The organism is Streptomyces sp. R33 (assembly GCF_041200175.1).
Lineage (GTDB): Bacteria > Actinomycetota > Actinomycetes > Streptomycetales > Streptomycetaceae > Streptomyces > Streptomyces katrae_B.
This window is the reverse complement of record NZ_CP165727.1, coordinates 5694807-5719938: the sequence shown is the minus strand read 5'-3', so window position 1 is coordinate 5719938 and position 25132 is coordinate 5694807. Positions and strand designations below refer to the sequence as shown.

The window sequence follows — 25132 nt, the reverse complement described above, 5'->3', positions numbered from 1 at the left end:
GGACTCGTACCGCTCTGGCGAAGACGCATTCGATCATGCTGTCGGGTTGTGGGCAAACAGAAGGACGGTGTCCGGTATGCCCGTGTCGGCGGCGCCTGCGCCGGGAGGTGAAGGCCCGTATCCGCGGGCCGTTCCCGGCGACGGCGATCGAGCCGTCGATGTCGGTGCGCAGTACGGTCGCGCCCAGGGTCCGCAGGTGGGCGAGCGTACCGGGTGCGGGATGTCCGTAGCGGTTGCCCGCACCGACGGGGACGATCGCGAGCCGGGGCCGGACCTTCGACTGCAGGCCGGGGTCCTGGTGTGCGGAGCCGTGGTGGGCGACCTTGAGGACGTCGACCGGGCCCAGTTGCGGATGGGCCGTCAGAAGTGCCTGCTGCGAAGGCGGTTCGAGATCTCCTAGCAGGAGGAGGGTCAGGCCGGCGCCACGGACCAGCAGGGCGACGCTGGCGTCGTTGGGCCCCTCCGGCCGCGGGCCGTCGGGCGGGGGCCAGAGCACCTGCCACTCCAGAGGTCCGGCCCGGCGCCGCTCCCCTGCCGCGGCCGTTACGACGGGTACGCGGGCGGCGGCCGCGGTCCGCCGGACGAACTCGGCCTGACCGGTCGGCTCTTCCAGCGTGGTGGTCTGAATCACACCCACGGCCCGCCCCCGCAGCACCCCGGACAGGCCGCCGACGTGGTCGGCGTGAAAGTGCGTCAGCAGGAGCAGCGGTACGCGGCTCACCCCGAGGGCGCGCAGGCATGCGTCCACCGGACCCGGTTCGGGACCGGCGTCCACCACCACCGCAGTGCCCGGGCCGGCGGCGAGTACGGCGGCGTCGCCCTGGCCCACCGCGCACTGGACGTAGCTCCAGTCGGGCGGCGGCCAGCGGGTGAGCGTACGGGTGAGCTGCGGCGGCCGCAGGACGACCAGGAGCAGCAGCACGGCCAGGGCGGAGCACACCCACGGCCGGTGCCGGATCCGTGCGCCGAGCCCTACGACGGCCAGGGTGGCGGCGGCCAGCAGCAGGCCGCCCGCGAATCCGCCCGGCCAGGCCAGCTCCGCACCCGGCAGCCGCGCCCCGGCCCGCGCCACGCCGGCGATCCACCCCGCCGGCACCCCCGCGCAGCGGGCGAGCAGCTCCGCGACGGGCGGGGACACCGGCGCCGCCGCGAGCGCCGCGAAGCCGAGGACGGTCGCCGGCCCCGCCGCGAGCTCGGCGAGCAGATTGCAGGGCACCGCCACCAGGCTCACCCGGGCCGAGAGCACGGCGACCACCGGCGCACAGACCGCCTGCGCGGCCGCGGCGGCACCCAGCGCATCGGCGAACCGGGGCCGCATCCCGCGCCGCTGCAGGGCATCGCTCCAGCGCGGGCCGAGCGTGAGCAGGGACCCGGTGGCCAGGACCGAGAGGAGGAAGCCGGGACTGCGGGCCAGCCACGGGTCGTAGAGCACCAGCAGCAGAACAGCGGCCGCCAGGGCGGGGATCAGGGATCTGCGCCGCCCGGTGGCGATGGCCAGCAGGGTGATCGTCCCGCAGGCCGCGGCCCGCAGCACGCTCGGCTCCGGCCGGCACACCACCACGAACGCCAGCGTCAGCGCCGTCCCGCACAGGGCCGTCGCCCGCAGGGACAGCCCGAGGCGGGGTGCGAGCCCGCCCCGCTCGGCGCGCTGCGCGGCGGCGGCCGGGCCGATGAGCAGGAACAGCACGACGGTCAGGTTGGACCCGGACACGGCCAGCAGGTGCAGCAGGTCGGTGGAGCGGAACGCCGCCTCCAGGTCGGGCGGCACCCGGGAGATGTCCCCGACCACCAGCCCCGGCAGCAGGGCCCTGGCGTCCGGTGCGAGTCCGTCGGTGGCCTCGCGCAGCCCGGCCCGCAGCCTCCCGGCGAGCCGCTGGACGGTGCCGGGGCCGCCGGTCACCCGGGGCGGGGTGTCCCCGGTGGGCCGCAGCAGCGCCACGGCCCGCTCGCCGCCCCGGCCCGGGGCCAGCCGGGCGACGACCGAGACCCGGGTGGAAGGCTGCAGCCGGGTCCACTGCGGATGCCCGGCCAGCACCCGTACCGGGGTCTCGACACGGGTCTGCTTCCCGTCGGGCCCGGTCACCCGGGTCACCACCGCATCCAGGACGACCACCGGCGGCCCGCTCCCGCTGCGCGCGGTCCGCGGGTCGGAGCCGACGGTGAGCTCGGCGAGGACCCGGGCCTGCTCCCCGGCCAGCCCCACGACCGGCCCGGCCCGCGCCTCGGCCCGCTGGAGGCCCGCCACCCCGGCGCCCGCGGCCGCGCAGAGCAGGACGGCGGCCGCGGCCGTGCCGACCCGCCACAGCGACTCCGGACGCCGGCACCCGGCCAGGAGCAGCAGCCCCGCACCGAGGACCGCGAGCCCGGCCCCGGCGGCGGTCCAGCCGGGCGGCGCATCCAGGGCCAGGGCGGCCCCCGCCCAGGCGGCCAGCGCCGGTACCGCGAGGCGCAGATCCAGCGGGCCGGCGCCCTCGGGGCGGTTCACGGCCTGACCAGCTTGCGCAGGTCGGCGAAGCGCCGCTCGCCGATGCCGTCGACCTGCCGGAGCTCCTCCACCGAGCGGAAGCCGCCGCGGGCGGTGCGGAACTCCACGATGTGCTGCGCCAGGACCGGGCCGACCCCGGGCAGGCCGTCCAGCTGCTCCACCGTGGCCGTGCCGAGGCTCAGCGGGCCGGCAGCCGAGCCGACGCCCTGCCCGGCTCCGGAACCCGGCCCGCCCGGGGCAGGCTGCGCCGGGGCGCCCACCACCACCTGCTCGCCGTCGAGCAGGACCCGCGCCCGGTTGAGCCCGGTGGTGTCCGTACCGGGCCGCACTCCCCCGGCGGCGGCCAGCGCGTCCTCGACCCGCGAACCGGCGGGCAGCCGCCGCACTCCGGGGTCGCGGACCTTGCCGCTGACGTCCACCACGATCCGCGAGCCGGCACCTCCTCCGGCGACGGGAGCCCCGGGACCGGGCGCCGGCGCCTGGGTGACCACCGGGGGCGCGGTCACCGGCTGCGGCCGGGCCGACGAGTACTGCTGCGCACCGAAAGCGACCGCGGCGACCAGCACCACCGCCACGGCGGCCACCGTCCGCGGCTCCACCCCGCACCGGGTCTGCAGCCACAGCGGCAGCCTCTCCCGCACGGCGAGCCGGAACGCCACTGCGCCGGACAGCGGGATCTCCTGGGGCGGCGGATCGGCCACGGACCGGATCCCGGCCCCCGGACCCGACGCCGCCTCAGGCCGCGGCACCTCCGATGACGAGGCCTCCCGCCCCGCCGCGCCCGGCGGCGGCGCCTGCGGCGGGCCGCTGCCGCCGAGCAGGGCTTCGGCTCGGCGGCGCACCGCCGCGGGCTCGGGATGCTGCGGGCGGGCGCGGCCCCGGCGGTGGCGCAGCCGCCCGTCGAAGAAACGGGGACGGCCGGGTCCGCTGGTGGCTCCGGAGGGATGCGAGGTACGCGTGCGAAGAGTCATGCCACGACGTTAAGGACGAATCCCGGCCGCGGTCCGGATTTATCAATTCCGGTGGATATCCCGGTCGTTGTGGATAACCGGGCCACTCGTTCCGGTGATCAGCGGGGCGAGACGACCGCCGCCAGCAGCCCCGGCCCCGTGTGCGCGCCGATCACCGCACCGACCTCGCTGACGTGCAGCTCGACCAGGCCGGGAATGCGCTCCCGGAGTCGCTGCGCGAGCTTCTCGGCCCGCTCGGGCGCGGCGAGGTGGTGCACGGCCACGTCGACGCTGCCCGCCCCGGCCCGCTCGACGGCCAGCTCCTCCAGGCGGGCGATGGCCTTGGAGGCCGTACGCACCTTCTCCAGCATCTCGATCCGGCCGCCCTCCAGCGTGAGCAGCGGCTTGACGGCGAGGGCCGAGCCCAGCAGGGCCTGGGCGGCCCCGATACGGCCCCCGCGGCGCAGGTAGTCGAGGGTGTCCACGTAGAAGTACGCCGACATCTCCGCGGCCCGCTTCTCGGCGGCGGCCACGGCCTCGTCCACGGAGCCGCCCGCTTCGGCCGTCTCGGCGGCGGCGAGCGCGCAGAACCCGAGGGCCATCGCGACCATGCCGGTGTCGACGACGCGGACGGGCACCGGGGCGGTCTTGGCGGCGACGACGGCGGCGTCGTAGGTGCCGGAGAACTCGGCGGACAGGTGCAGGCTGACGATGCCGGTCGCGCCGGCCTCCGCGGCCGCCCTGTAGGCCCGTACGAACTCCTCCGGGCTGGGGCGCGAGGTGGTGACCGACCGACGCTTCTGCAGGGCCAGGGCGAGGCTGCGGGCCGAGATCTCGGTGCCCTCCTCGAGGGCCTCGTCACCGAGCACCACGGTCAGCGGGACGGAGGTGATTCCGTGCCGCGACATGGCCGGTTGAGGCAGGTAGGCCGTGGAATCGGTGACGATCGCGACATGGCGGGACATGAGCCGGAGGTTACCGCCAGTGGGGGCGGTACGGCAGCCCAGGCCCCTGACCAGGGGGCACGGGGACACCGCGCCGCCGCTTTCGCCGCGGCGACGGAGCCGAGGCGGCGACGGAGCCGCCCTGCCGCAGGGCGCCCGCCCGCTCAGTGCCCGCGGTTCAGGTCGTCGCTTCCGGTCGCGGGGTCTTCTGCCACGGGTGGCGGGTCGGCGGGGCTGACGGGTTCAGAGCCGCCTGCTGTGGGTTCTCGGTGCGCCCCGGGTGCCCCGCCGGGGGCTCCGGAGCGCGCCCCGCGGGCCCCGTCGGCGGCTGCTGGGCGTCCCACGCCGCTGCCGCCGCCGCGAGGTCGTCCACCGATTCACGCGACCAGTCCCGCAGCGCGCCCGACTCGACCTCGATCTGTGCCGACAGCGTCGACAGGTCGTCCTCCGCGAAGCGCCGGGCCCGGTCGCGGGCCGCCCACCGCAGCGAGTCCGCGGCCTGCGTGACCTTGGCCGTGCGCTCCTTCAGCTCCGGCAGCATCCCGCTGATCCGCCCCCGGTCCGGCTCCTGCTCCAGCCGCTTCAGCTCGTCGTCCAGCTCGTGCCCGTGCGCGCTCAGCCGCTCGAACAGTCCGATCGACTCCTTCAGCGAGGCATCCGTCTGAACCCCCTGGTACAGCGCCTGCTGCGTGGCCCGCATCGACGTCCGCAGGTCCAGCCGCAGCTGCGCCAGCGCCCCCGCCACGCCCACCTGCCCGAAGCTCTTCGCCTTCAGCGCGGTGTCCTCCACGGTCCGGCGGGCCTGCGTAAGAGTGCGGTCCACGCCGCGCTTCGCCGCGCCGACCACCTTCACCGTGGCCCAGGCACCCAGCCCCAGGAAGGCGAACAGCACCAACAGGGCAAAGATGATGATCAACGCGCCCGCCTCCATGAGAGGCTCCCTTCCCCTGCCGATACCGTCCCCTCCACCGTAAACGCCACGGGCAGGTTGGGGGTTCCAAACGAACCCCCAACCTGCCCGTACGGGAATACCCCTAGATCACCGGATCAGGGGCACGGCACCTCAGACGACGATGTTCACCAGCTTCGGCGCACGCACGATCACCTTGCGGATCTCGGCCCCGCCCAGCGCCGCCACGACCGCCGCGTCGGCCAGCGCCAGCTGCTCCAGGTCACCCTCGGAGATCGTCGGCGGCACCTCCAGGCGGGCCTTGACCTTGCCCTTGATCTGGACGACGCAGGTCACGCTCTCGTCCACCACGTAAGCCGGGTCCGCGACCGGGAAGTCCTGGTGGACCACCGAGTCGCTGTGCCCCAGCCGGTGCCACAGCTCCTCCGCGATGTGCGGGGCCAGCGGGGCGATCAGCAGGACCAGCCGCTCCGCGACCGAGCGCTCCAGCGGGCGCCCCGCCTTGGTCAGGGCGTTGTTCAGCTCGGTGATCTTCGCGATGGCGGTGTTGAAGCGCAGCCCCGCCATGTCCGCGCCGGCCCCGTCGATCGCCTTGTGCAGCGCACGCAGGGTGTCCTCGCCCGGCTCCCCGTCCACGACGGTGACCTGGCCGGTCTCCTCGTCGACGATGTTGCGCCACAGGCGCTGCAGCAGGCGGTACTGGCCGACCACGGCGCGGGTGTCCCACGGACGCGAGACGTCCAGCGGGCCCATCGCCATCTCGTACAGGCGCAGGGTGTCGGCGCCGTACTCCTCGCAGATCTCGTCGGGCGTGACGGCGTTCTTCAGGGACTTGCCCATCTTGCCGTGCTCGCGCTTGACCGGCTGCCCCTCGTAGAAGTAGCCGCCGTCGCGCTCCTCGACCTCGGCCGCCGGCACGTACACGCCGCGCGCGTCGGTGTACGCGTACGCCTGGATCATGCCCTGGTTGAACAGCTTGTGGAACGGCTCGGCCGAGGAGACGTGACCCAGGTCGAAGAGCACCTTCGACCAGAAGCGGGCGTACAGCAGGTGCAGCACCGCGTGCTCGGCGCCGCCGACGTACAGGTCGACACCGCCGTGCGGCGCGCCCTCGCGCGGACCCATCCAGTACTGCTCGATCTCCGGGTCGACCAGCGCGGACCCGTTGTGCGGGTCCAGGTAGCGCAGCTCGTACCAGCAGGAACCGGCCCAGTTGGGCATGGTGTTGGTCTCGCGGCGGTACGGACGCACGCCGCGGCCGTCGCCCAGGTCCAGCTCGACGTTGACCCACTCTTCGTTCCGCGACAGCGGGGTCTCCGGCTGGGAGGTGGCGTCGTCCGGCTCGAACGTGCGCGGCGAGTAGTCCTCGACCTCGGGCAGTTCCAGCGGCAGCATCGACTCGGGCAGCGGGTGCGCGACGCCGTCCTCGTCGTAGACGATCGGGAAGGGCTCGCCCCAGTAGCGCTGACGGCTGAACAGCCAGTCGCGCAGGCGGAAGTTGACGGTGCCCTCGCCGATGCCCTGCTCGGCCAGCCACGCGGTGATGGCGGCCTTCGCCTCGACGACGCCCAGACCGTCCAGGGAGACGCCCTCGCCCGTCGAGTTCACGATGGTGCCGTCGTACGAGGAGAACGCGTCGTCCCACTCGGCCGGGTCTGCGTCGCGGTCGTCCGAGGGCTCCACGACGCAGCGCATCGGCAGCTCGAAGGCGCGCGCGAACTCGAAGTCGCGGCTGTCGTGCGCCGGGACGGCCATGATCGCGCCGGTGCCGTAGCCCATCAGCACGTAGTCCGCGATGAAGACGGGGACCTGGTCACCGCTGACCGGGTTGATCGCGTACGCGCCGGTGAAGACACCGGTCTTGTCCTTGGCCTCGGCCTGGCGCTCGACGTCCGACTTCCCGGCGGCCTGCTTGCGGTACGCGTCGACGGCCTCGCCGGGGGTCGCGGCGCCGCCGGTCCACACCTGGTGGGTGCCCTCGGGCCACTCGGCCGGGACGATCTTCTCGACCAGCTCGTGCTCGGGCGCCAGCACCATGTAGGTGGCGCCGAACAGGGTGTCGGGACGCGTGGTGAACACCGTGACGGCGTCGTCGCCGACCGCGAAGTCGACGCGCGCGCCCTCGCTGCGGCCGATCCAGTTCCGCTGCTGCAGCTTGATGGCCTCGGGCCAGTCCAGCGCGTCCAGGTCGTCCAGCAGCCGGTCGGCGTACGCGGTGATCCGCATGTTCCACTGGCTCAGCTTGGCCTTGAAGACCGGGAAGTTGCCGCGCTCGGAGCGGCCGTCCGCGGTGACCTCCTCGTTGGCCAGTACGGTGCCCAGCCCGGGGCACCAGTTCACGGGCGCGTCCGAGGCGTACGCCAGCCGGTACTGGTTCAGCACGCCGGCGCGCTCGCCCGCGGTCAGCTCGGCCCAGCCGCGGCCCCCGGGGACCTCACGGGAGCCGTCCTCGAAGGCGGCGACCAGCTCGGCGATCGGGCGGGCCTTCGCCGCGTCCGCGTCGTACCAGGAGTTGTAGACCTGCAGGAAGATCCACTGGGTCCACTTGTAGTAGTCCGGGTCGATCGTCGCGAACGAGCGGCGCTTGTCGTGGCCCAGGCCCAGCCGGCGCAGCTGGAGCTTCATGTTCTCGATGTTCGCCTCGGTCGACACGCGCGGGTGCGTGCCGGTCTGCACGGCGTACTGCTCGGCCGGCAGGCCGAAGGCGTCGAATCCCAGGGTGTGCAGGACGTTGTGGCCGGTCATCCGCTGGTGGCGGGCGAAGACGTCGGTGGCGATGTACCCCAGCGGGTGACCGACGTGCAGGCCCGCACCGGACGGGTACGGGAACATGTCCATGATGAACTTCTTGGGCCGCGCGACGACCGCGGCGTCCCCGGCCAGGTCACCGGTCGGGTTCGGGGCCTCGTAGGTGCCCTGCGCGTCCCATACGTCCTGCCAGCGTGCCTCGATGTCGGCGGCCATGGCAGCCGTGTAACGGTGCCCCTCGGCCGCCTCGGGGGCCGGGGTGTTCGTCTCGCTCATGATTTCTGAAGCTCCATCGATCGTCTCTGCCGTCTCTGCCTGCCCAAACGAAAAAACCCCTCGCACAGGAGGGGGCGCCGCGCCGATGCCGACCGTCTCGAAGGGTCGGCACTCATCAGCGCGGCTCGGTAAGCAGAAGGCGTACGGCACGCATGGCGCCAGGGTACCGCAGCGGGTCCGGCGGCCGCTCGACCGTTCCGCACAACGAGAAGCGGACCACCCGATCCGGGTGGTCCGCTTGTCTTCTGTGGAGCTAAGGAGAATTGAACTCCTGACCTCCTGCATGCCATGCAGGCGCTCTACCAACTGAGCTATAGCCCCTTGCTTCTCTGCCGCCGGGCCCCTGCTCGGTTTCCCTGGCCGGTTCCCCCTGGCGACATCGAGAACATTACACGGTCATGGCCCAGGTCCAAAAATCGATTTCCGGGCGTTCGACTTTGCCCGGTTCGTCCCGTTCCGGACCCGCGCCTCATCTCCGTTCCGCGCCGCGGCCCTAGGCTCTGGCGAACTGGTAGAACCGCTTGAGCGTGCAGTGCTCGTCGAGCAGCCGTCCGTAGATCGGCTCCCCCTCCAGCTCGCGGTAGGTCTCGATCGGGTCGCCTTTTATGATCAGCGCCCGCGCGCATTCCTCGCACCAGTACTGGTAGTCGGGGTTGACCGGGTCCATGTCCCGCACGATCGGCGTGCCGTTGTTGCACCAGTCGCACCGCCGCCGGTGTGCACCCATCCGTCAGCGACTCCCTCCCGCATCGGGCCGTCGACTCCCCCTCCGGCGCTCCGATTCTGCCACGCGGGTACGGGGCAGGTCAGCAGGCACCGAAGGAACAAACGGAAGGATCCCGCCCCCTGTTGGGGACGGGATCCTGATTGTGGAGCTAAGGAGAATTGAACTCCTGACCTCCTGCATGCCATGCAGGCGCTCTACCAACTGAGCTATAGCCCCGCTCTCCGCTGCGCTCCCCCCGTTTCCGGTGTTCTGCGCTGCGAACAAGAAGAACTCTAGCCTGTGACCAGCCGGAAAGTGAAATCCGGGTGGGAGCCGCCCTGAGGCGGGCTCAGTCGTCGTCGCCGAGCACCGGTTCCGGCAGCGTGCCGGCGTTGTGCTCCATCAGACGCCAGCCGCGCGCGCCCTCGCCGAGGACGGACCAGCAGCAGTTGGAGAGCCCGCCCAGACCCTCCCAGTCGTACGCCGCCAGGCCCAGCAGCCGGCCGATGGTCGTACGGATGGTCCCGCCGTGGCTGACCACGACGAGCGTGCCGCCCTCCGGCAGCCGGTCGGCGTGCTCCAGCACCACCGGCGCCGCCCGGTCGGCGACCTCGGTCTCCAGCTCGCCGCCGCCGCGGCGCACGGGCTCGCCGCGCTTCCACGCCGCGTACTGCTCGCCGTACTTCTCGATGATCTCGTCGTGCGTGAGGCCCTGCCACTCACCGGCGTACGTCTCGCGCAGCGCGGCGTCGCGGGTCACGGCCAGGCCCGTGACGGCGGCCAGCTCGGCTGCCGTGGCGGCGGCCCGCTTCAGGTCGGAGGCCACGATGGCGTCCGGCTGCAGCGAGGCGAGCAGCCGGGCGGCGCGGCGCGCCTGCGCCACACCCGTCTCGGTCAGCTCGATGTCCGTGGAGCCCTGGAAGCGGCGCTCCAGGTTCCACGAGGTCTGGCCGTGTCGCCAGAGGACGATCTTCCGGCCGGTCTTCCGGGTGGCGGTGGTGCTCAGAACAGATCACCGTCCAGGTCGTCGTCGCCCGCCGCCTCGCGCAGCTTGGCGTGCTCCTCCGCCTTGCCCTTGGTGAGCTTGGCGTCCTCGGGCAGCTCGATCTCGGGGCAGTCCTTCCACAGGCGCTCCAGCGCGTAGAAGACCCGCTCCTCGCTGTGCTGCACGTGGACGACGATGTCGATGTAGTCGAGCAGGATCCAGCGGGCGTCGCGGTCGCCCTCGCGGCGCACCGGCTTGGCGCCGAGCTCCTTGAGCAGGCGCTCCTCGATCTCGTCGACGATCGACTTGACCTGGCGGTCGTTGGGCGCCGAGGCGAGCAGGAAGGCATCGGTGATCGACAGCACGTCGCTGACGTCGTACGCGATGATGTCGTGCGCGAGCCGGTCGGCCGCGGCCTGGGCGGCGGCGGTGATGAGCTCGATGGAGCGGTCCGTGGCGGTCACTGGCCATGCTTTCGGGTTGGCGGGCAGATCCATACAAGGGTCTCATGTACCGCCGACCCCGCCCGCGCGCAGCGTCCCGCGCGGGCGGGCGCACTGCCCGGGGGCCGGGTCAGGCCCGGGTCATGCCCGGGTCAGGACGGTTTGTAGTCCTTGCCCAGGGTCACCACGACGTCGGCGTTCACGGCGTTCTCGCCCTTCTTCACCGCGGTCTCCGGCAGGCCCAGCGTCTTGGCGACCTCGACCGCCTTGGCCCGCTGCGCGTCGTCCTGGTACGTGATCTGCGTGGCGGGCTGGGTCTTGTCGGCCTTGCCCCCGTCCACGAAGGTGTAGCCGCCGTTGAGCAGGGCGGCCTTCGCCGCGACCTGCGTCTTGTCGTCGCCGGTGGCGTCCTTGAGGCCGACGCGCGGCGCGGTGCCGGCCTGGGCCGCCGTGAAGCTGCCGCCGAGCACCTCCTTGACGACGTTCTTGTTGGCGTCGTCGGTGAGCATGCCGTCCGGCTTCACCGCGAGGACGTCCGTGCGGTACGCGTCGGTGCCCTCCTTGGCGTGCTCGCCGAGCCTGGCGAGCAGGGCGCCGAGTGCCTGGGCGTTCAGGGAGGGGTCGAGGATCTGGCCCATGCTCTCGACGGTGACGGTCGCCGACTTCGCGTCGCCGGGGACCTTGCGCAGCACCCCGTAGAGCACCTTGCCGAGCCGGTCGAGCTGCTTGGCCTCGGGCTCGCCCTGGCCGCGGTACGTGGCGTAGGCGACGGCCATCGCACCGCTGAGGTGCTGCTTCGGGCCCTGCCCCACGGCCGGGATCTTGGCGGCGTCGTCGGCCGGGACCGCGACGTCGGTGTCGGTCTCGATGCCGCCGACCAGCTCGACCAGGTTCTCCAGGAACGGGGTGTCCAGGCGCCAGGTGCCGCCGATGTGGGTGCCGAGCACCGAGTCGAGGGAGTCCCGTACGCCCACGCCGCCGTCCTCGACCGCCTTGCCGAGGGCGGCGGCGGTGCCGTCCTCCTTGGGGACCCCCAGCGTGTTCGGCAGCAGGACGGTGGCGCCCTTCTTGGTGGTGACGTTGTCGACGAGCAGCGCCGTGGACGTGCCGCCCTTCTTGGTGTTGTGCAGGTGGACGACGATCATGTCGCGCTTCTGCGGTCCGGCCGCGGCCGCGCTGTCCTTCTTCTGCCCGGGTCCGTCGAGGAACGGCAGCTTGCCCGCGTACCAGAGGTAGCCGGCGCCGCCGACGACGAAGAGGGCGAGGACGACGATCAGCGCGACCACCCGGTTGCGGCCGCGGCGGCGGGCCTCCTCGCGGCGCTCGGTCCGGCTCTCGGTGAACTTGAGCCAGTCGATGACGTCCTCGGAGTCCTCGTCCGGCTGGTCGATGAACGCGAACTGCTCGGTGCGGTAGTCGGGGGCGTCCTGCCCGTCCTCCTCGGCCCGGCGCGGTTCGGGGACCTGGGCGGGGCGCGGGGGCTGCGGCGCCGCCGCGGGGGCCGGGGCGGGGGGCTCGGGGGCGGCCTGCTGCGGGATCCACTGCTGGCTCTGCTGCGTGTGCTGGGTGTCGTACCCGTAGCCGGGCGTCCGGGGGTACTCCTGCTGCCCGTAGTCCGGGGCGGCCGGCTGCTGCTGCGGCTGCTGCTGCTGCTGGGGGTAGTACGCCTGCTGGCCGTAGCCCTGGTCGTAGCCGTACTGCTGCTCGTACGCCTGCTCGTACTGGGCGGGCTGCGCGGGCACCTGGCCGTACACCGGCCGCCCGTACGCGTCGTAGCCGATGAGCTGCTGCTCATGGGTGGCGTACGGGTCGTACGGATCCTGTCGGTCGTTCACCGCGGGGCCCCTCTCTCCGGAAGCTCAGGCTCCCCGGTACAGCTCACGCTTGTCGATGTAGCGCACCACACCGTCGGGCACCAAATACCAGACAGGATCCCCCTGGGCGACCCGTGCGCGGCAGTCCGTGGACGAAATCGCCAGCGCGGGCACCTGCACCAGGGAGACGCCGTCCTCGGGGAGCCCGTCGTCGGTGAGCACGTGGCCCGGTCGGGTCACACCGATGAAATGGGCGAGCGAGAAGAGCTCGTCGGCGTTCCGCCAGGTCAGGATCTGGGCGAGGGCGTCGGCGCCGGTGATGAAGAAGAGGTCGGCGTCCTCGTTGAGCGCGCTCAGATCACGCAGGGTGTCGATCGTGTACGTCGGCCCGCCGCGGTCGATGTCGATGCGGCTCACCGAGAACTGGGGGTTCGAGGCCGTCGCGATGACCGTCATCAGATAGCGGTCCTCGGCGGGGGACACGGCGCGCTGCGACTTCTGCCACGGCTGGCCGGTCGGTACGAACACCACCTCGTCGAGGTGGAACAGGGCGGCCACTTCGCTGGCGGCCACCAGGTGTCCGTGGTGGATCGGGTCGAATGTCCCGCCCATCACGCCGAGCCGGCGCTTGACCGGGCCGGTAGGCATCTCCTGCTCTCCCATGAGCGCAGAGCCTACTGGCCCGGCGGAGCGGTGCGGACCCGCATTCGAGCGTGTGCGCGAGCGCGGGTTCAGCGGTCGCGGTTCAGGCGCGTGGTCACCCAGAGCATCAGCAGCAGGATGAACAGCGCGCCGCCACCGGTCAGGTACGGGCTCAGGCTGTCGTGGTTGCCGCCGTGCTGCTCGGCGCCCTCCGACGCGAGAACGACCAGGTTGTGGGCGGTGGTGGAGAGGCTCATCAGGCAGATACCTATCGAGTCGGGGAGCGAGCGGAGACTTCGCTCACATCGTATGCGGGGGCCTGGGGCACGCTCACGCCGACTCAGGCGTTGGAGAGGATAGACGCACAAGCGCACAGGCCGATCAAGGGGGAGGGCGTTATGACGGAGACCGGGTTCGAGAAGGTGCCGGCGCGGGACCGCAGGAGGTTTCCCGGTATTTCCTCGCGCGCGTACGAGCACCCGGCGGACCGCTCGGCGTTGGTGGCGCTGCGCAAGCTGAGCGGCTTCGACACCGTGTTCAAGGCCCTGAGCGGGCTGCTTCCGGAGCGGAGCCTGCGCCTGCTCTTCCTGTCGGACTCGGTGCGGGTGGGCGAGACGCAGTTCCCGCACCTGTACGCGATGCTGCGCGACGCCTGTTACATCCTGGACCTGGAGAGGGTCCCGCAGATGTACGTGCAGCAGGACCCCAAGCCGAACGCCATGTGCATCGGGCTCGACGAGCCGATCATCGTGGTGACGACGGGCCTGGTCGAGCTGCTCGACGAGGAGGAGATGCGGGCGGTCGTGGGCCACGAGGTGGGCCATGCGCTGTCGGGGCACGCGGTGTACCGCACGATCCTGCTGTTCCTGACGGGTCTGGCGCTGAAGGTGGCGTGGATCCCGCTGGGCAATGTGGCGATCATGGCGATCGTGACGGCGCTGCGGGAGTGGTTCCGCAAGTCGGAGCTGTCGGCGGACCGGGCGGGGCTGCTGGTCGGACAGGACCTGCAGGCCTCGATGCGGGGCCTGATGAAGCTCGCGGGCGGCAACCACCTCCACGAGATGAACGTGGACGCGTTCCTGGCCCAGGCCGAGGAGTACGAGTCGAGCGGTGATCTGCGCGACTCGGTGCTGAAGATCCTCAACATGCTGCCGCGGACGCACCCCTTCGCCACGGTGCGGGCGGCCGAGCTGAAGAAGTGGTCTCAGAACAGGGACTACCAGCGGATCATGGACGGCCACTACCCGCGGCGGGACGAGGACAAGGACACCTCGGTCACGGACTCCTTCCGGGAGTCGGCCGCGCACTACGCGGACGCGGTGCGCAGCAGCAAGGACCCGCTGTTCAAGCTCGTCGGCGACATCGCGGGCGGCGCGGCCGACGTCGGCGGCAAGCTGCGCGACAAGTTCACGGGCGCGGCCGGCGGCGCCGGTACGGGCTCGGGCGCGAGCTCCGCGGACAAGGGCGGCCCCGCTACGGAGCAGGGCTGACGGGAGCGGTCCCGGCGGCCGTGGGCGGCGCCAGTACCCCGCACAGCCCGGCGGTGCGCCGCGGGCTGCCGCTGGCGTACGGGTCGCTCGCGGCCGGGCCGACCGTGGTCGGTCCCGCCCCGGCCAGGACCGGGCGGAAGCCCTCGGCGGGGTCGGTGGAGCAGTCCTGCGGACCGGCCATCACGTAGGCCTGGACCAGCTCCGCCCGCCGGGCCGCCAGGTCTTCCCGGTCGAAGCGCAGCCGCAGCTCGCGCCGGACGGTGAAGAGCGAGGCGCCTTCGGCCGCGGCCGGGGATCCGGTGGCGGGGCGCACGGCGTACACGAAGGTGTGGTCGGTGATCACCTCGAGGATGTCCGCCGAGACCTCGTCGAAGGCCAGGGTTCCGCTGACCCGGACCCGGGTGTCGGCCACGGCGGCCGTGCCCGGGTCGAAGCGGACCAGCCAGCCTGTGGCCGCGTGCCGCCCGTCGCCGGAGGGCGAGGTCATGCTGCGGTCGAACTGCGCGAGCTGGTCGGGATCGAGCAGGACGCGCACGGGCCGGGTCGCGGCTCCGGCCAGTACGTCGGGGTCGAGCGAGGACTGCACCAGGTAGTCCTTGGCGATGGACAGGGCGGTGACGACCTGCCCCTCGGTGAAGTGGTGGGTGCGGCGCACGGCCGGCAGGGTGATCCCGGCCGCCCCGACGCGGTAATCGGCCGCCGGGCTCTTGGCGTACAGGTCGACGGGCCGCCCGCCGGGCACGGCGGTGCTCGGCGCGAGGGGCACGACCGTGCTGCTCAGCGGATCGGTCCGGCTGGTGGACAGGGGGACGGTCGGATTGCTCAGGCCCATGTAGACGGCCGCGGCGAAGGCCACGGCGATGAGCAGCACCAGCAGCATGCCCTGGCGGGCTCCCCGGCCGGGCGTGCTGGTCCGCGGCCGGGAGGAGCCGCCGCCGGCCCAGATGGACCGGCTGCGTACGGCTCGTGCGTGCTCGCCCATCCGCTCCTGGGCGGAGAACTCCTGGAGCCGGGCAGCCCGGACGAAGTCCTCGTCGAACACCACCGATCGGTACTCGTCCGACCGGAACTCCTCGTCGCCCCCGCCGATGCCGTCGGGGGTGCCGTCGGGTGGATCTCCTGGCACGGCCATTGCTTCTCCCCGCTGTCCCCGCTTCAGAGAAGCCCCCAGCTCCGACTGACGCGAGTGGGGTCGTACCTTCAGGGTTGGCGGCCGACGGGGTACATAAACGCTCCGGCGCCGCTGACTTCCGTCAGCGGGGTGCTGGCGGGCGCGGGAGCGTGGTCCGCGTCGCTCGAGGCGCTGCGGTAGACGGCGCTGAAGGCGAGCGCGACCATGCCGAGGCCCATCACGAAGGCGAGCACCCAGGCGACGGGGCGCAGCCAGGGCGAGCGGCCCCGGTAGGGGCGCAGGGAGCCGCCGTAGGCCCCGTACGGGCCTTCCGCGTAGCTGGAACCGTGTTCCCAGCCGGGTTCGTCGATGCCGTACCCGTCGGGGCGGCCGTAGCCGTACACGTCGTAGTCGTCGTCGGACGTCCAGCCACCGGCCACGGCGCGGGCGGCTTCCGCCTCGGCGCGCGCCCGGTCGGCGGCCCGCTGGCGTTCCGCGGCGCTCGGTTCATGGATCTCGGCGTTCCGGACGAAGTCCTCGTCGAACACCACGGAGGCGAAGTCCTGATCCGCGCCTCCGCGGTCGTCGTTGTCGGGCTCCCCGTCGTCCGGGTACTTGCCCCCCACGTCGTCCGGCACAGCAACAGCCTAGACCTGGGGGGCTGCTTTGGGCAGGGTGTCCGCTGAAATCCGGCCACCCGGTGTTTGCGGCCCGACTACCGAACGTGACCGTCGCCCGTGACGATGTACTTCGTGGAGGTGAGCTCCGGGAGGCCCATCGGGCCGCGGGCGTGCAGTTTCTGCGTGGAGATCCCGATCTCGGCGCCGAAACCGAACTGGCCACCGTCGGTGAACCGGGTGGAGGCATTTACGGCGACCGTGGTCGAGTCGACCAGCTGGGTGAAGCGGCGGGCGGCGGCCTGCGAGGTGGTGACGATCGCCTCGGTGTGGCCGGAGGTCCAGCGGCGGATGTGCGCGACGGCGTCGTCGAGGGAGTCCACGACGCCGGCGGCGATGTCGTAGGAGAGGTACTCGGCGGCCCAGTCCTCGTCGGTGGCGGGGAGCGCGGTGGCCTTGGAGTCCTCGGCGGCCGCGAGGACCCGGGCGTCGCCGTGGACGGTGACGCCGGCGTCGGCGAGGGCGTCGAGGGCGCGCGGCAGGAAGGCGTCGGCGATGTCGCGGTGGACGAGGAGGGTCTCGGCGGAGTTGCAGACGGAAGGCCGCTGCGCCTTGGAGTTGATGAGGATGTCCACGGCCATGTCGAGGTCGGCCTGGGCGTCCACGTAGACGTGGCAGTTGCCGGTGCCGGTCTCGATGACCGGGACGATGGACTCCTCGACGACGGTCTTGATGAGGGAGGCGCCGCCGCGCGGGATGAGGACGTCGACGAGCCCGCGGGCGCGCATCAGCTCGCGGACGGAGTCGCGGGACTCGCCGGGGACCAGCTGGATCGCGTCGGCGGGGAGGCCCGCCTCGGTGATGGCGTCGCGGAGGATTCCGACGAGGGCGGTGTTGGAGGCGTAGGCGGAGGAGCTGCCGCGCAGCAGGACCGCGTTGCCGGACTTGAGGCAGAGGGCGGCGGCGTCGACGGTGACGTTGGGGCGGGCCTCGTAGATGATGCCGACGACGCCCAGCGGGACGCGGATCTGGCGCAGGTCGATCCCGTTGGGGAGGGTCGAGCCGCGGACGACCTCGCCGACGGGGTCGGGGAGGGCGGCGACGTCGCGCACGTCGGAGGCGATGGCGCGGACGCGCTCCGGGGTGAGGGTGAGGCGGTCGATGACGGTCTCGCTGGTGCCGGCGGCGCGGGCCTTGTCGGTGTCGACGGCGTTGGCGGCGACGATCTCGGCCGTACGGGCCTCCAGGGCGTCCGCGATGGCCAGCAGCGCGGTGTCCTTGGCGGACCGCGGGAGGGGGGCGATGGCCGCGGCGGCGGTGCGGGCCGCCTGCGCGGTGGCGATCACGGGCGAGACGGGGGCGTCGAGCGAGGTCATGCCGCCCAGGGTAGTCCCCGGCCAGGCCGGGGCCGACGGGATTCCATCCCGCGAGATGGCGGCCGCGGGGTCCGCTGCGCGGAGCCTCTCCCCGCCCCGCCCTTCCGCCGTTCCCCGGGGCTCCGCCCGGACCCCGCGCCTCGGACGCCGGCGGGGCCGGGGTGCGACGGGCGGGCCGGCCGGGCCGGATGGGGCTAGTACGGGTGGACCCCGACCGGGTGGGCCGGGGGTGGGCCGTAGCCTTCCGCCACCCGGAGGTGGTACGTCGCGCGGTCGATGACCTCCAGGCCGACGATCTCCCACGGCGGGAGCTGCGCCGAGGAGCGGTGTTCGCCCCACAGGCGCAGGGCGACGGCCGCGGCGTCGTGGAGGTCGCGGGCCTCCTCCCAGTACCGGATCTCCGCATGGTCGTCGGCGTACCGGCTGGTGAGGAGGAACGGGTGGTCGTGGGCCAGCTGTTCCAGCCCGCGCCGGACCTCCGACAGCGGCGCCGGCTTGCCCGAGACGCTCAGGGTGACGTGCCAGAGGCGGGAGGCTTCGCCCTGCTCGCCGTCCCCGCCGCCGCTGATGCTGGTCAGCGCTCGTCTCACCAGCCCGCCTCCTGTCTGCGCCATGCCTGTCCGCCCCTCACAGTTGACCAGTCCCCGGCCCGCCGCGCGGCGGTTTTACCGAACCTCAGCCCTGCAGCAGGACCAGATCGTCGCGGTGTACGACCTCGCGCTCGTACTCCGGGCCGAGTTCCTTCGCCAGCTCCCGGGTGGAGCGGCCGAGGAGCTGCGGGAGTTCCTTGGCGTCGAAGTTCACCAGCCCGCGGGCCACGGCACGGCCGTCGGGCGCGCGCAGTTCCACCGGGTCGCCCGCGACGAACTCGCCCTCGACGGCGGCGATCCCGGCGGGCAGCAGGGAGCTGCCGCGCTCGGTCACCGCGCGTACGGCTCCCTCGTCGAGGACCAGGTGTCCCTGCGGGGTCGATGCGTGCTGCAGCCACAGCAGCCGGTCCGCCGAGCGGCGGCCGGTGGCGTGGAAGTGCGTGCCGGTCGGCCGCCCTGCCAGGGCGTCGGCCGCCTGGCTCGCCGAGGTGAGGACGACCGGGATGCCGGCCGCCGCCGCGATCCGCGCCGCCTCGACCTTGGTGACCATGCCGCCGGTGCCCACGCCCGCCTTGCCGGCGCTGCCGATGGAGACGTGCGCGATGTCCTCGGGGCCGCGCACCTCGTCGATGCGGGTGGTGCCGGGCAGCGACGGGTCGCCGTCGTACAGGCCGTCCACGTCGGACAGGAGGACGAGGAGGTCGGCGCGGACCAGGTGGGCGACGAGGGCCGCGAGCCGGTCGTTGTCGCCGAAGCGGATCTCGTCCGTGGCGACGGTGTCGTTCTCGTTGACCACCGGCAGGGCGCCCATGGCCAGGAGCTGGTCCAGGGTCCGGTACGCATTGCGGTAGTGGGCGCGCCGGCTCGTGTCGTCGCTGGTCAGCAGCACCTGGCCGACGCGGACTCCGTACCGGGCGAAGGAGGCGGTGTACCGGGCGACCAGCAGCCCCTGCCCGACGCTGGCGGCGGCCTGCTGGCGGGCCAGGTCGGTCGGGCGGCGGCGCAGGCCGAGCGGGGAGAGTCCGGCGGCGATGGCTCCGCTGGAGACGAGGACGATCTCCTTCTCGCCGCCGCTGCGGGCCTTGGCCAGTACGTCGACCAGGGCGTCCACCCGGTCGGCGTCGAGCCCGCCGGCCGCGGTGGTCAAGGAGGAGGATCCGACCTTGACCACGATCCTGCGGGCGTCCACGACACCTTGCCTAGCCGCTGACACGTCTGTCCCCTTGCCCCTTGCCGGTACGTCTGCCACCTCAATCTACGGGGTGCCCCGGAGAGGCCGCTCCGGGGTTTCAGACGGTGGACTCAGCCCGCGGACCCGCTGCGGGCCGGCGCCGGGTTCTCCGTCTGTGCGGCGGCGCCCGGGACCAGGATCTTGCGGGACAGCAGGTAGGTGAACGGGATGGCCACGACGGCGGCGACGAGCGGGGCGATGCGGGTGTCGAGCCCGGCCCAGGTCACCAGGGCGTAGAGCCCGGCGGACTGGATCACGTAGTTCGTGACGTTCGTCAGGGGGAAGAGGAGGAACTTCTTCCAGGTGGGCTTGGTCCGGTAGGTGAAGTAGGTGTTCATGAAGAACGAGCCGACCATCGCCAGCAGGAAGGCGAGGGTGTAGGCGAGGAAGTACGGCATCCACGGGTGCAGGAGCAGGTAGATGACGAAGAAGGTGCCGGTGTTGACCGCGCCGACGAGGCCGAAGCGGAGGATCTGGCCCAGCTGGGATCGCATGCCTCAGCGCACCTCGCGCTCGGCGGAGACCGTCAGGCGCGCGGCGGACAGGCCGCCGCGTTCGCGTTCCGCCTGGACCCGGGTGGTGTCGGGCCGGGCCTCCCGGTCGGCGCCGTGCGCCTCCTTGACCAGGAAGTGCGGGCGGCGCTTGGTCTCGTAGTAGATGCGGCCGATGTACTCGCCGATCAGACCCAGCATGATCATCTGAACGCCGCCGATGCCGACGATGATCGCGACGAGGGTGACGTAGCCGGGCGCGTCGACCCCGTTGGTCATGGCCATGATCGCGATGTACACGGCGTACAGGGCGGTCAGCGCCACCAGCGACACGCCGGCCCAGATGCCGATGCGCAGCGGCCGGTTGTTGAAGGAGATCAGCCCGTCCATGGCGTAGTTCAGCAGGGAGCCGAACTTCCACTTCGTCTCGCCGGCCTCGCGCTGGGCGTTGCGGTAGTCGAAGTGGACGGTGTCGAAGCCGATCCAGGAGAAGAGGCCCTTGGAGAAGCGGTTGTACTCCGGCAGCGACAGCAGCGCGTCCACGGCGGGCCGGGACAGCAGGCGGAAGTCGCCGACGCCGTCGGTGAGCTCGACGTCGACCCAGCGGTTGACGCCCCGGTAGTAGAGGCGGCTGAGCGCGGAGCGGACCTTCTTGTCGCCCTCACGGGTGCGGCGGGCGATGATCTGGTCGTGGCCCTGCCGGTAATAGTCGAGCATGGTGGCGATGAGCTCCGGCGGGTGCTGGAGGTCGGCGTCCATGATCACGACGGCGTCGCCGGTGGCCTCGCGCAGGCCGGCGAGCATGCCGGCCTCCTTGCCGAAGTTGCGGCTGAAGGAGACGTACCGGGTACGGTCGCCGTGTTCGGCGGCGATCTTGCGGAGCTTGACGAGGGTCCCGTCGCGACTTCCGTCGTCGACGTAGCAGACCTCGTACTCGACGGGCAGGGAGTCCAGGACCCTGCGGATCTCCACGTCGAAGCTGTCGATCACGGCTTCTTCGTTGTAGCAAGGGACGACTACGGACAGCTTCGTCATGAACACTTCCTGCTGGGTCCGAACGGGTGATTGTCGGCGACCGGACCCGCCACACACCTCTTCCTAAGAAGTATGCACGCCGAGGGTCGGCCTGCCGGATCCGAGCGCGGCACACGGTAGCTTTGACGGGTTAAGCGGAATGGAACGAAGGGATCGAGGTGCACGTGCCTGACGTCTCCGTGGTCGTCATCGTCTACAACGACGCAGAGCGTCTGCCGACAGCCGTCCAGTCGGTTTTGGACCAGACCCTGCACGGGGTCGAAGTCGTGATCGTCGACGACTGCAGCAAGGACCGGTCGTATGCGGTCGCCCAGGAGCTCGAAGCTGCGCACCCGGACAGAGTGCGCGCCTTCCGGCTGCCCGAGAACAGCGGCGGCTGCGGCGCCCCGCGCAACCACGGCATCCAGCAGGCCACCGGCACGTACGTCATGTTCCTGGACAGTGACGACGTGCTGGAACGAAACGCCTGCCGGAACATGCTGGCCGCGGCCGAGCGGACCGGCTCCGACCTGGTCTCCGGCATGTGCGTGCGCGTGCACCTCGACAACCGGTGGGGCAAGACCACCGAGTGGTACCCCTGGATCTACTCCCGCACCCGCACGCTGGAGTCGATCACCGAGGACCCCGACCTGCTGGTCTACGACACCCTCTCCACGAACAAGTGCTACCGGCGCGCGTTCCTGCTGGAGCAGGGCCTGGAGTTCCCGGTCGGCATCCACTACGAGGACCTGCTGTTCTCCGCGCAGGCCTATGTCGCCGCCCGCCGCATCACGCTGATCCCGAACCACGTCTACTACTGGAACGTGGTCGAGAAGGCCGCGGCCAAGTCGATCAGCAACCGGCGCCACGAGATCGCGAACTTCGTCCACCGGATGGAGATCCACCGCCGCGTCGACGAGCTGCTGGCCTCCAAGGGCCACACGGACATCAAGTCCGCGAAGGACGCCAAGTTCCTCAAGCACGACCTGGTGCTGCACCTGCGCGACCTGCCCCTGCTGGGCGATGCGTACCGCCAGGAGTTCGCCCGCCTCGCCAACGGCTACCTGGCCGGCATCGACCCGGCCGCGTACGAGCACGTCACGTACCTCCAGGCGATCTGCGCCTACCTGCTGGGCAAGGAGGACTGGGACAACCTGCTCCCGGCCGCCGACGCCATGACCAACAAGGGCCGGCTGTCCTCGCCGCTCGCGGAGCGCGACGGGCGCGTCTACTGGTGCGGGCAGCACATCGACGACCCCGACGGCGCCGAGGCCGCCGAGGCCCGCCGGATACTGGACGTCACCGGGCAGGGCTTCCACACCACCCCGCTCACCTCCCTCTCGCTGGGCAACCGCCTCACCTCGTACGAGGACGACGGGCGCGGCACCGTCACGCTCTCGGGCGCCGTGGTGAACCCGCTGGGGAGGATCAGCCCCGAAGCGGAACTGGGGGCCACCCTGGAGTTCCGGGCCCGCCGGCAGATCGGCGTGCGCTCTTTCAGCTTCCCGGCGGCAACCGTGCGCCATGCCGGTGACACGATCGAGTGGACCGCCACGGCCGACATCGCCGGCACCGTCCGCCCCCTCGGCATCATCGACGCCGTCTGGGACGTCCGTCTGAAGCTGACCGCCGACGGCGAGCGCCTCACCACCCGCGTCTCCGTCGGCGGGGTCGACCTGGAGTCGGCGGCCCGGCTGCGCGTGCGCCCGCGGCTGACGCGGCTGGTCTCCGACCGTTTCGAGCCGGAGGTGACCAAGAAGGGGAACCTCTCCTACGTCCTGACCGCCGAGAGCGCCGCCGCCGTCCGCACCCAGACGCTGATCAGCAGCGCGATGCACGGCAAGGCCGCGGGCGTGGTCAAGCGGGGCCTGCGCAAGGCCCTGCGGGCCCGCCGCAACCTCGGCTCGGGCGAGCAGAAGGTGAAGGTCTACCACGAGGTCTTCTCGAAGCTGCCGGTCAAGAAGGGCACGGTCGTCTTCGAGAGCCACATGGGCAAGCAGTACAGCGACAGCCCGAAGGCGATCTACGAGGAGATGGTCCGCCAGGGCGTCCCGTTCGAGGCGATCTGGTCGTACGCGGGCGGCAAGCCCACCGGCTTCCCCAAGGAGGCCACCCTGGTGCGCCGCTGGAGCTGGCCGTACCTGCGCGCGCTGGCGCAGGCCGAGTTCTGGGTCGACAACCAGGGCTTCCCCCTGGCCCTGGCCAAGCGCGAGGGAACCACGTACATCCAGACCTGGCACGGCTCCGCGCTCAAGCGCATGGGCTTCCACGAGCCCCGCACCAAGGCACAGGGCAAGGCCGGCCAGGACCGCTTCCAGGCGGCCGTCAACCGCTTCGACCACTTCCTGATCCGCTCCGAGCACGACACCCGCACCCTCGCCAGGGCCTTCCGGCTGCGCGACGAGGTGCTGCTGCGCACGGGCTACCCGCGCAACGACGCCCTCGTCGAGGCGCAGCGGGCCGAGGCGCAGAGCGGGGAGCGGGTGCGCGGTCCGCTCGCAGCCGAGCTGGACATCGACCCGGGGAAGAAGGTGCTTCTGTACGCGCCGACCTTCCGGGCGAGCGCGGACGGTGCGGTGGAGGGCTTCGAGTTCCCGTTCGACGTGGAGGAGTTCGCCGAGCGGCTCGGCGACCGTTTCACGCTGCTGGTGCGCACCCACTACCTCAACAGCGTCTCGCTGCCGCCGTCGGTCGCGGGCCGGGTGATCGACGTGTCCCGGCACCACGACATCACCCCGCTGCTGGCGCTCGCCGACGGGCTGATCACCGACTACTCGTCCGTGATGTTCGACTACGCGGTGCTGGACCGGCCGATGCTGTTCTTCGCGTACGACTACGAGAAGTACGCGACCGACATCCGCGGCACGTACTTCGACCTGAAGGAGAAGGCCCCGGGCCCGGTGGTGGCCACGGCCGACGAACTCCTGCAGGCCCTCTCCGCCTTCGACGAGGCGGACGCCAAGTACGCGGAGGCGCGGCAGCGCTTCCTCACCGAGTTCGGCGAGTACGACCGCGGGGACGCGGCCCGCCAGATCGTCGAGAAGTTCTTCACCAGGAGCGGCAAGTGAGCCAGCAGACCGCCGAGTCCGGCGCGCGCGACGAACAGCCTGGCGGCCGTGACGTCTTCATCGTCTCCAACAGCGTCGACGAGCTCGGCGGCGTGACGACCTGGTCGCACCAGATGGCCCGGCTGTTCACCGACCGCGGTCACCGGGTGCACATCGTCGGCATTGCCCCGGTCGCCGAGGAGATCCGGCAGAAGCTGCCGCAGGACCTGCCGTACGCGATGACCACCCTGTACGACGCCCACCCGCCGAAGGCCCGGCGCCTGCGCGGGATCAAGGGCCGGCTGAACGCCCCCGAGCGGCGCCGCCAGGCGGCGCGGCGGGCGAAGATGCGGGCGAAGGCGGAGAGGCTGAACGAGCTGTTCCGCGCCGCCCGCCCCGGGGCCGTCGTGATCGTCACGCAGGTCTGGGCGATGGAGTGGGTGGCGCTCGCCGACACCAAGGGGCTCGGCGTCATCGGCATGAGCCACGAGTCGTTCGAGGCCAGCCAGAAGTCCACCCGCGCCGAGCGGGTCCGCCGGTACTACCCCGAGGTCGACCGGCTGCTGGTGCTGACCCCCGAGGACGCGGACCTGTGGATCCGGGCCGGCATGGAGAACGTGGGCAGCATGCCGAACCCGCTGCCGTTCATGCCGGACTCCCCCGCCCCCCGCACGGAGAAGGTCGTCGCCAGCGTCGGCCGCCTCGCCTTCGAGAAGGGCGTGGACCTGCTGCTCGACGCATGGGCGGAAGCCGCCCCGCAGCACCCCGACTGGGTCCTGCGGATCTACGGAGCGGGCGTGGAGGAGCCGGCGCTGCGGGCGCACGCGACCACGCTCGGCCTGGACGACTCCGTGGAGTGGATGGGCAGCACCGACGACGTGCTGGGCGCGCTGCGCGGGGCCTCGGTCTTCGCGCAGGCCTCGCGGGCCGAGGGCTTCCCGATCACCCTGCTGGAGGCAATGGCGGCCGGCCTGCCGGTGACCGCCTTCGACTGCGCGCCGGGCGTACGGGAGATCGTCGAGCACGGCGAGGACGGTCTGCTGGCCCGGCTGGGCAACACGATGGAGCTGGCCGGGCACCTCGACGTGCTGATGTCGGACCGCGGGCTGCGCGACCGTCTCGGCGACAACGCCTTCCGCAGTGTGCAGCGCTACTCCAGCGCCGAGATCACCGACCGCTGGGAAGAGCTCTTCGCGTTCCTGGAGCGCTGAGCGAGCGCTGAGCCCGCGTACGCAGGACGAAGCCGCCCGCCCCGGAACGCA

At 72.1% G+C, this 25132-nt stretch carries 20 protein-coding genes, 2 tRNA genes and 1 pseudogene; 3 read left to right on the top strand and 20 right to left on the bottom strand.

Annotated elements, in window-relative coordinates:
- Positions 1-112: 112 nt before the first annotated feature.
- From AB5J51_RS26175 to AB5J51_RS26115, 13 genes and pseudogenes are all read right to left on the bottom strand, one after another.
- Positions 113-2485 (bottom strand): annotated as a pseudogene (locus tag AB5J51_RS26175) (ComEC/Rec2 family competence protein); the annotation flags it as partial.
- On the bottom strand, positions 2482-3456 hold the full coding sequence (locus AB5J51_RS26170; RefSeq protein ID WP_369778775.1) for a helix-hairpin-helix domain-containing protein: 975 nt from the start codon (positions 3454-3456) through the stop codon (positions 2482-2484). The gene AB5J51_RS26170 and the pseudogene AB5J51_RS26175, both read right to left, overlap by 4 nt.
- Before the next feature lie 98 nt (positions 3457-3554).
- Positions 3555-4400, bottom strand: a complete 846-nt coding sequence (locus AB5J51_RS26165) for a DegV family protein (protein ID WP_133898084.1) — start codon at positions 4398-4400, stop codon at positions 3555-3557.
- Positions 4401-4557: 157 nt separating this feature from the next.
- Positions 4558-5310 carry a hypothetical protein gene (locus tag AB5J51_RS26160; RefSeq protein WP_133898083.1) on the bottom strand — a complete coding sequence of 251 codons (753 nt, stop codon included), beginning with the start codon at positions 5308-5310 and terminating at the stop codon, positions 4558-4560.
- A gap of 132 nt (positions 5311-5442) precedes the next feature.
- Positions 5443-8313: a leucine--tRNA ligase gene (gene leuS / locus AB5J51_RS26155; protein ID WP_168724274.1), complete on the bottom strand. Its 2871-nt coding sequence runs from the start codon at positions 8311-8313 to the stop codon at positions 5443-5445.
- A gap of 248 nt (positions 8314-8561) precedes the next feature.
- Positions 8562-8634: transfer RNA gene (locus AB5J51_RS26150), tRNA-Ala, on the bottom strand.
- A 172-nt stretch (positions 8635-8806) separates the two neighbouring features.
- Positions 8807-9040: a hypothetical protein gene (locus AB5J51_RS26145; RefSeq protein WP_008738908.1), complete on the bottom strand. Its 234-nt coding sequence runs from the start codon at positions 9038-9040 to the stop codon at positions 8807-8809.
- A 143-nt stretch (positions 9041-9183) separates the two neighbouring features.
- Positions 9184-9256, bottom strand: a tRNA-Ala gene (locus AB5J51_RS26140).
- A gap of 112 nt (positions 9257-9368) precedes the next feature.
- Positions 9369-10025: a histidine phosphatase family protein gene (locus AB5J51_RS26135; RefSeq protein WP_030297199.1), complete on the bottom strand. Its 657-nt coding sequence runs from the start codon at positions 10023-10025 to the stop codon at positions 9369-9371.
- Positions 10022-10468, bottom strand: coding sequence for a ribosome silencing factor (rsfS, locus tag AB5J51_RS26130; protein WP_053786810.1), 447 nt, complete (start codon positions 10466-10468; stop codon positions 10022-10024). The genes AB5J51_RS26135 and rsfS overlap by 4 nt, the downstream gene beginning before the upstream one ends.
- Before the next feature lie 131 nt (positions 10469-10599).
- Positions 10600-12282: an LCP family protein gene (locus AB5J51_RS26125; RefSeq protein WP_369778774.1), complete on the bottom strand. Its 1683-nt coding sequence runs from the start codon at positions 12280-12282 to the stop codon at positions 10600-10602.
- 24 nt (positions 12283-12306) lie between these two features.
- Entirely contained in the window at positions 12307-12924 is a 618-nt protein-coding gene (gene nadD, locus AB5J51_RS26120) for a nicotinate-nucleotide adenylyltransferase (RefSeq protein ID WP_030297205.1), read from the bottom strand.
- Between the two features lie 68 nt (positions 12925-12992).
- Complete coding sequence (locus AB5J51_RS26115) at positions 12993-13160, bottom strand: hypothetical protein (protein WP_168724275.1); 168 nt, start codon at positions 13158-13160, stop codon at positions 12993-12995.
- Between the two features lie 141 nt (positions 13161-13301).
- Here AB5J51_RS26115 and AB5J51_RS26110 point away from each other — a divergent pair, with 141 nt between their 5' ends.
- Entirely contained in the window at positions 13302-14393 is a 1092-nt protein-coding gene (locus tag AB5J51_RS26110) for a M48 family metallopeptidase (RefSeq protein ID WP_369778773.1), read from the top strand.
- Here AB5J51_RS26110 and AB5J51_RS26105 read toward each other — a convergent pair.
- From AB5J51_RS26105 to AB5J51_RS26075, 7 genes are all read right to left on the bottom strand, one after another.
- Positions 14377-15525, bottom strand: a complete 1149-nt coding sequence (locus AB5J51_RS26105; RefSeq protein WP_053786813.1) for a hypothetical protein — start codon at positions 15523-15525, stop codon at positions 14377-14379. The two genes, AB5J51_RS26110 and AB5J51_RS26105, sit on opposite strands and share 17 nt — an antisense overlap.
- A 68-nt stretch (positions 15526-15593) precedes the next feature.
- A complete protein-coding gene (locus AB5J51_RS26100; protein ID WP_136224856.1) occupies positions 15594-16142 on the bottom strand; it encodes a hypothetical protein in 549 nt (182 codons plus the stop codon).
- 77 nt (positions 16143-16219) lie between these two features.
- On the bottom strand, positions 16220-17497 hold the full coding sequence (locus tag AB5J51_RS26095; protein WP_053786814.1) for a glutamate-5-semialdehyde dehydrogenase: 1278 nt from the start codon (positions 17495-17497) through the stop codon (positions 16220-16222).
- A gap of 194 nt (positions 17498-17691) precedes the next feature.
- On the bottom strand, positions 17692-18111 hold the full coding sequence (locus AB5J51_RS26090; RefSeq protein WP_078987349.1) for a hypothetical protein: 420 nt from the start codon (positions 18109-18111) through the stop codon (positions 17692-17694).
- Positions 18112-18172: 61 nt separating this feature from the next.
- The gene (gene proB / locus AB5J51_RS26085) at positions 18173-19300 is read right to left on the bottom strand and encodes a glutamate 5-kinase (protein ID WP_053786815.1); all 1128 of its coding nucleotides are present in this window, start codon (positions 19298-19300) and stop codon (positions 18173-18175) included.
- 89 nt (positions 19301-19389) lie between these two features.
- Complete coding sequence (locus AB5J51_RS26080; protein ID WP_053786816.1) at positions 19390-19812, bottom strand: GtrA family protein; 423 nt, start codon at positions 19810-19812, stop codon at positions 19390-19392.
- Positions 19813-19815: 3 nt separating this feature from the next.
- Positions 19816-20844: a glycosyltransferase family 2 protein gene (locus tag AB5J51_RS26075; protein ID WP_243879012.1), complete on the bottom strand. Its 1029-nt coding sequence runs from the start codon at positions 20842-20844 to the stop codon at positions 19816-19818.
- A 158-nt stretch (positions 20845-21002) separates the two neighbouring features.
- Here AB5J51_RS26075 and AB5J51_RS26070 point away from each other — a divergent pair, with 158 nt between their 5' ends.
- Entirely contained in the window at positions 21003-23891 is a 2889-nt protein-coding gene (locus tag AB5J51_RS26070; RefSeq protein ID WP_369778772.1) for a CDP-glycerol glycerophosphotransferase family protein, read from the top strand.
- The gene (locus AB5J51_RS26065) at positions 23888-25081 is read left to right on the top strand and encodes a glycosyltransferase (protein WP_369778771.1); all 1194 of its coding nucleotides are present in this window, start codon (positions 23888-23890) and stop codon (positions 25079-25081) included. The genes AB5J51_RS26070 and AB5J51_RS26065 overlap by 4 nt, the downstream gene beginning before the upstream one ends.
- The last annotated feature ends 51 nt before the right edge of the window (positions 25082-25132 follow it).

Coding starts and splice junctions, on each gene's coding strand:
- AB5J51_RS26110 (WP_369778773.1), top strand. CDS start 13,302: ATGACGGAGACCGGGTTCGAGAAGGTGCCGGCGCGGGACCGCAGGAGG.
- leuS (WP_168724274.1), bottom strand. CDS start 8,313: ATGAGCGAGACGAACACCCCGGCCCCCGAGGCGGCCGAGGGGCACCGT.
- nadD (WP_030297205.1), bottom strand. CDS start 12,924: ATGGGAGAGCAGGAGATGCCTACCGGCCCGGTCAAGCGCCGGCTCGGC.
- AB5J51_RS26075 (WP_243879012.1), bottom strand. CDS start 20,844: ATGACGAAGCTGTCCGTAGTCGTCCCTTGCTACAACGAAGAAGCCGTG.
- AB5J51_RS26115 (WP_168724275.1), bottom strand. CDS start 13,160: ATGAGCCTCTCCACCACCGCCCACAACCTGGTCGTTCTCGCGTCGGAG.
- AB5J51_RS26160 (WP_133898083.1), bottom strand. CDS start 5,310: ATGGAGGCGGGCGCGTTGATCATCATCTTTGCCCTGTTGGTGCTGTTC.
- AB5J51_RS26095 (WP_053786814.1), bottom strand. CDS start 17,497: ATGACCTCGCTCGACGCCCCCGTCTCGCCCGTGATCGCCACCGCGCAG.
- AB5J51_RS26080 (WP_053786816.1), bottom strand. CDS start 19,812: ATGCGATCCCAGCTGGGCCAGATCCTCCGCTTCGGCCTCGTCGGCGCG.
- AB5J51_RS26165 (WP_133898084.1), bottom strand. CDS start 4,400: ATGTCCCGCCATGTCGCGATCGTCACCGATTCCACGGCCTACCTGCCT.
- AB5J51_RS26170 (WP_369778775.1), bottom strand. CDS start 3,456: ATGACTCTTCGCACGCGTACCTCGCATCCCTCCGGAGCCACCAGCGGA.
- AB5J51_RS26090 (WP_078987349.1), bottom strand. CDS start 18,111: ATGGCGCAGACAGGAGGCGGGCTGGTGAGACGAGCGCTGACCAGCATC.
- AB5J51_RS26145 (WP_008738908.1), bottom strand. CDS start 9,040: ATGGGTGCACACCGGCGGCGGTGCGACTGGTGCAACAACGGCACGCCG.
- AB5J51_RS26105 (WP_053786813.1), bottom strand. CDS start 15,525: ATGGCCGTGCCAGGAGATCCACCCGACGGCACCCCCGACGGCATCGGC.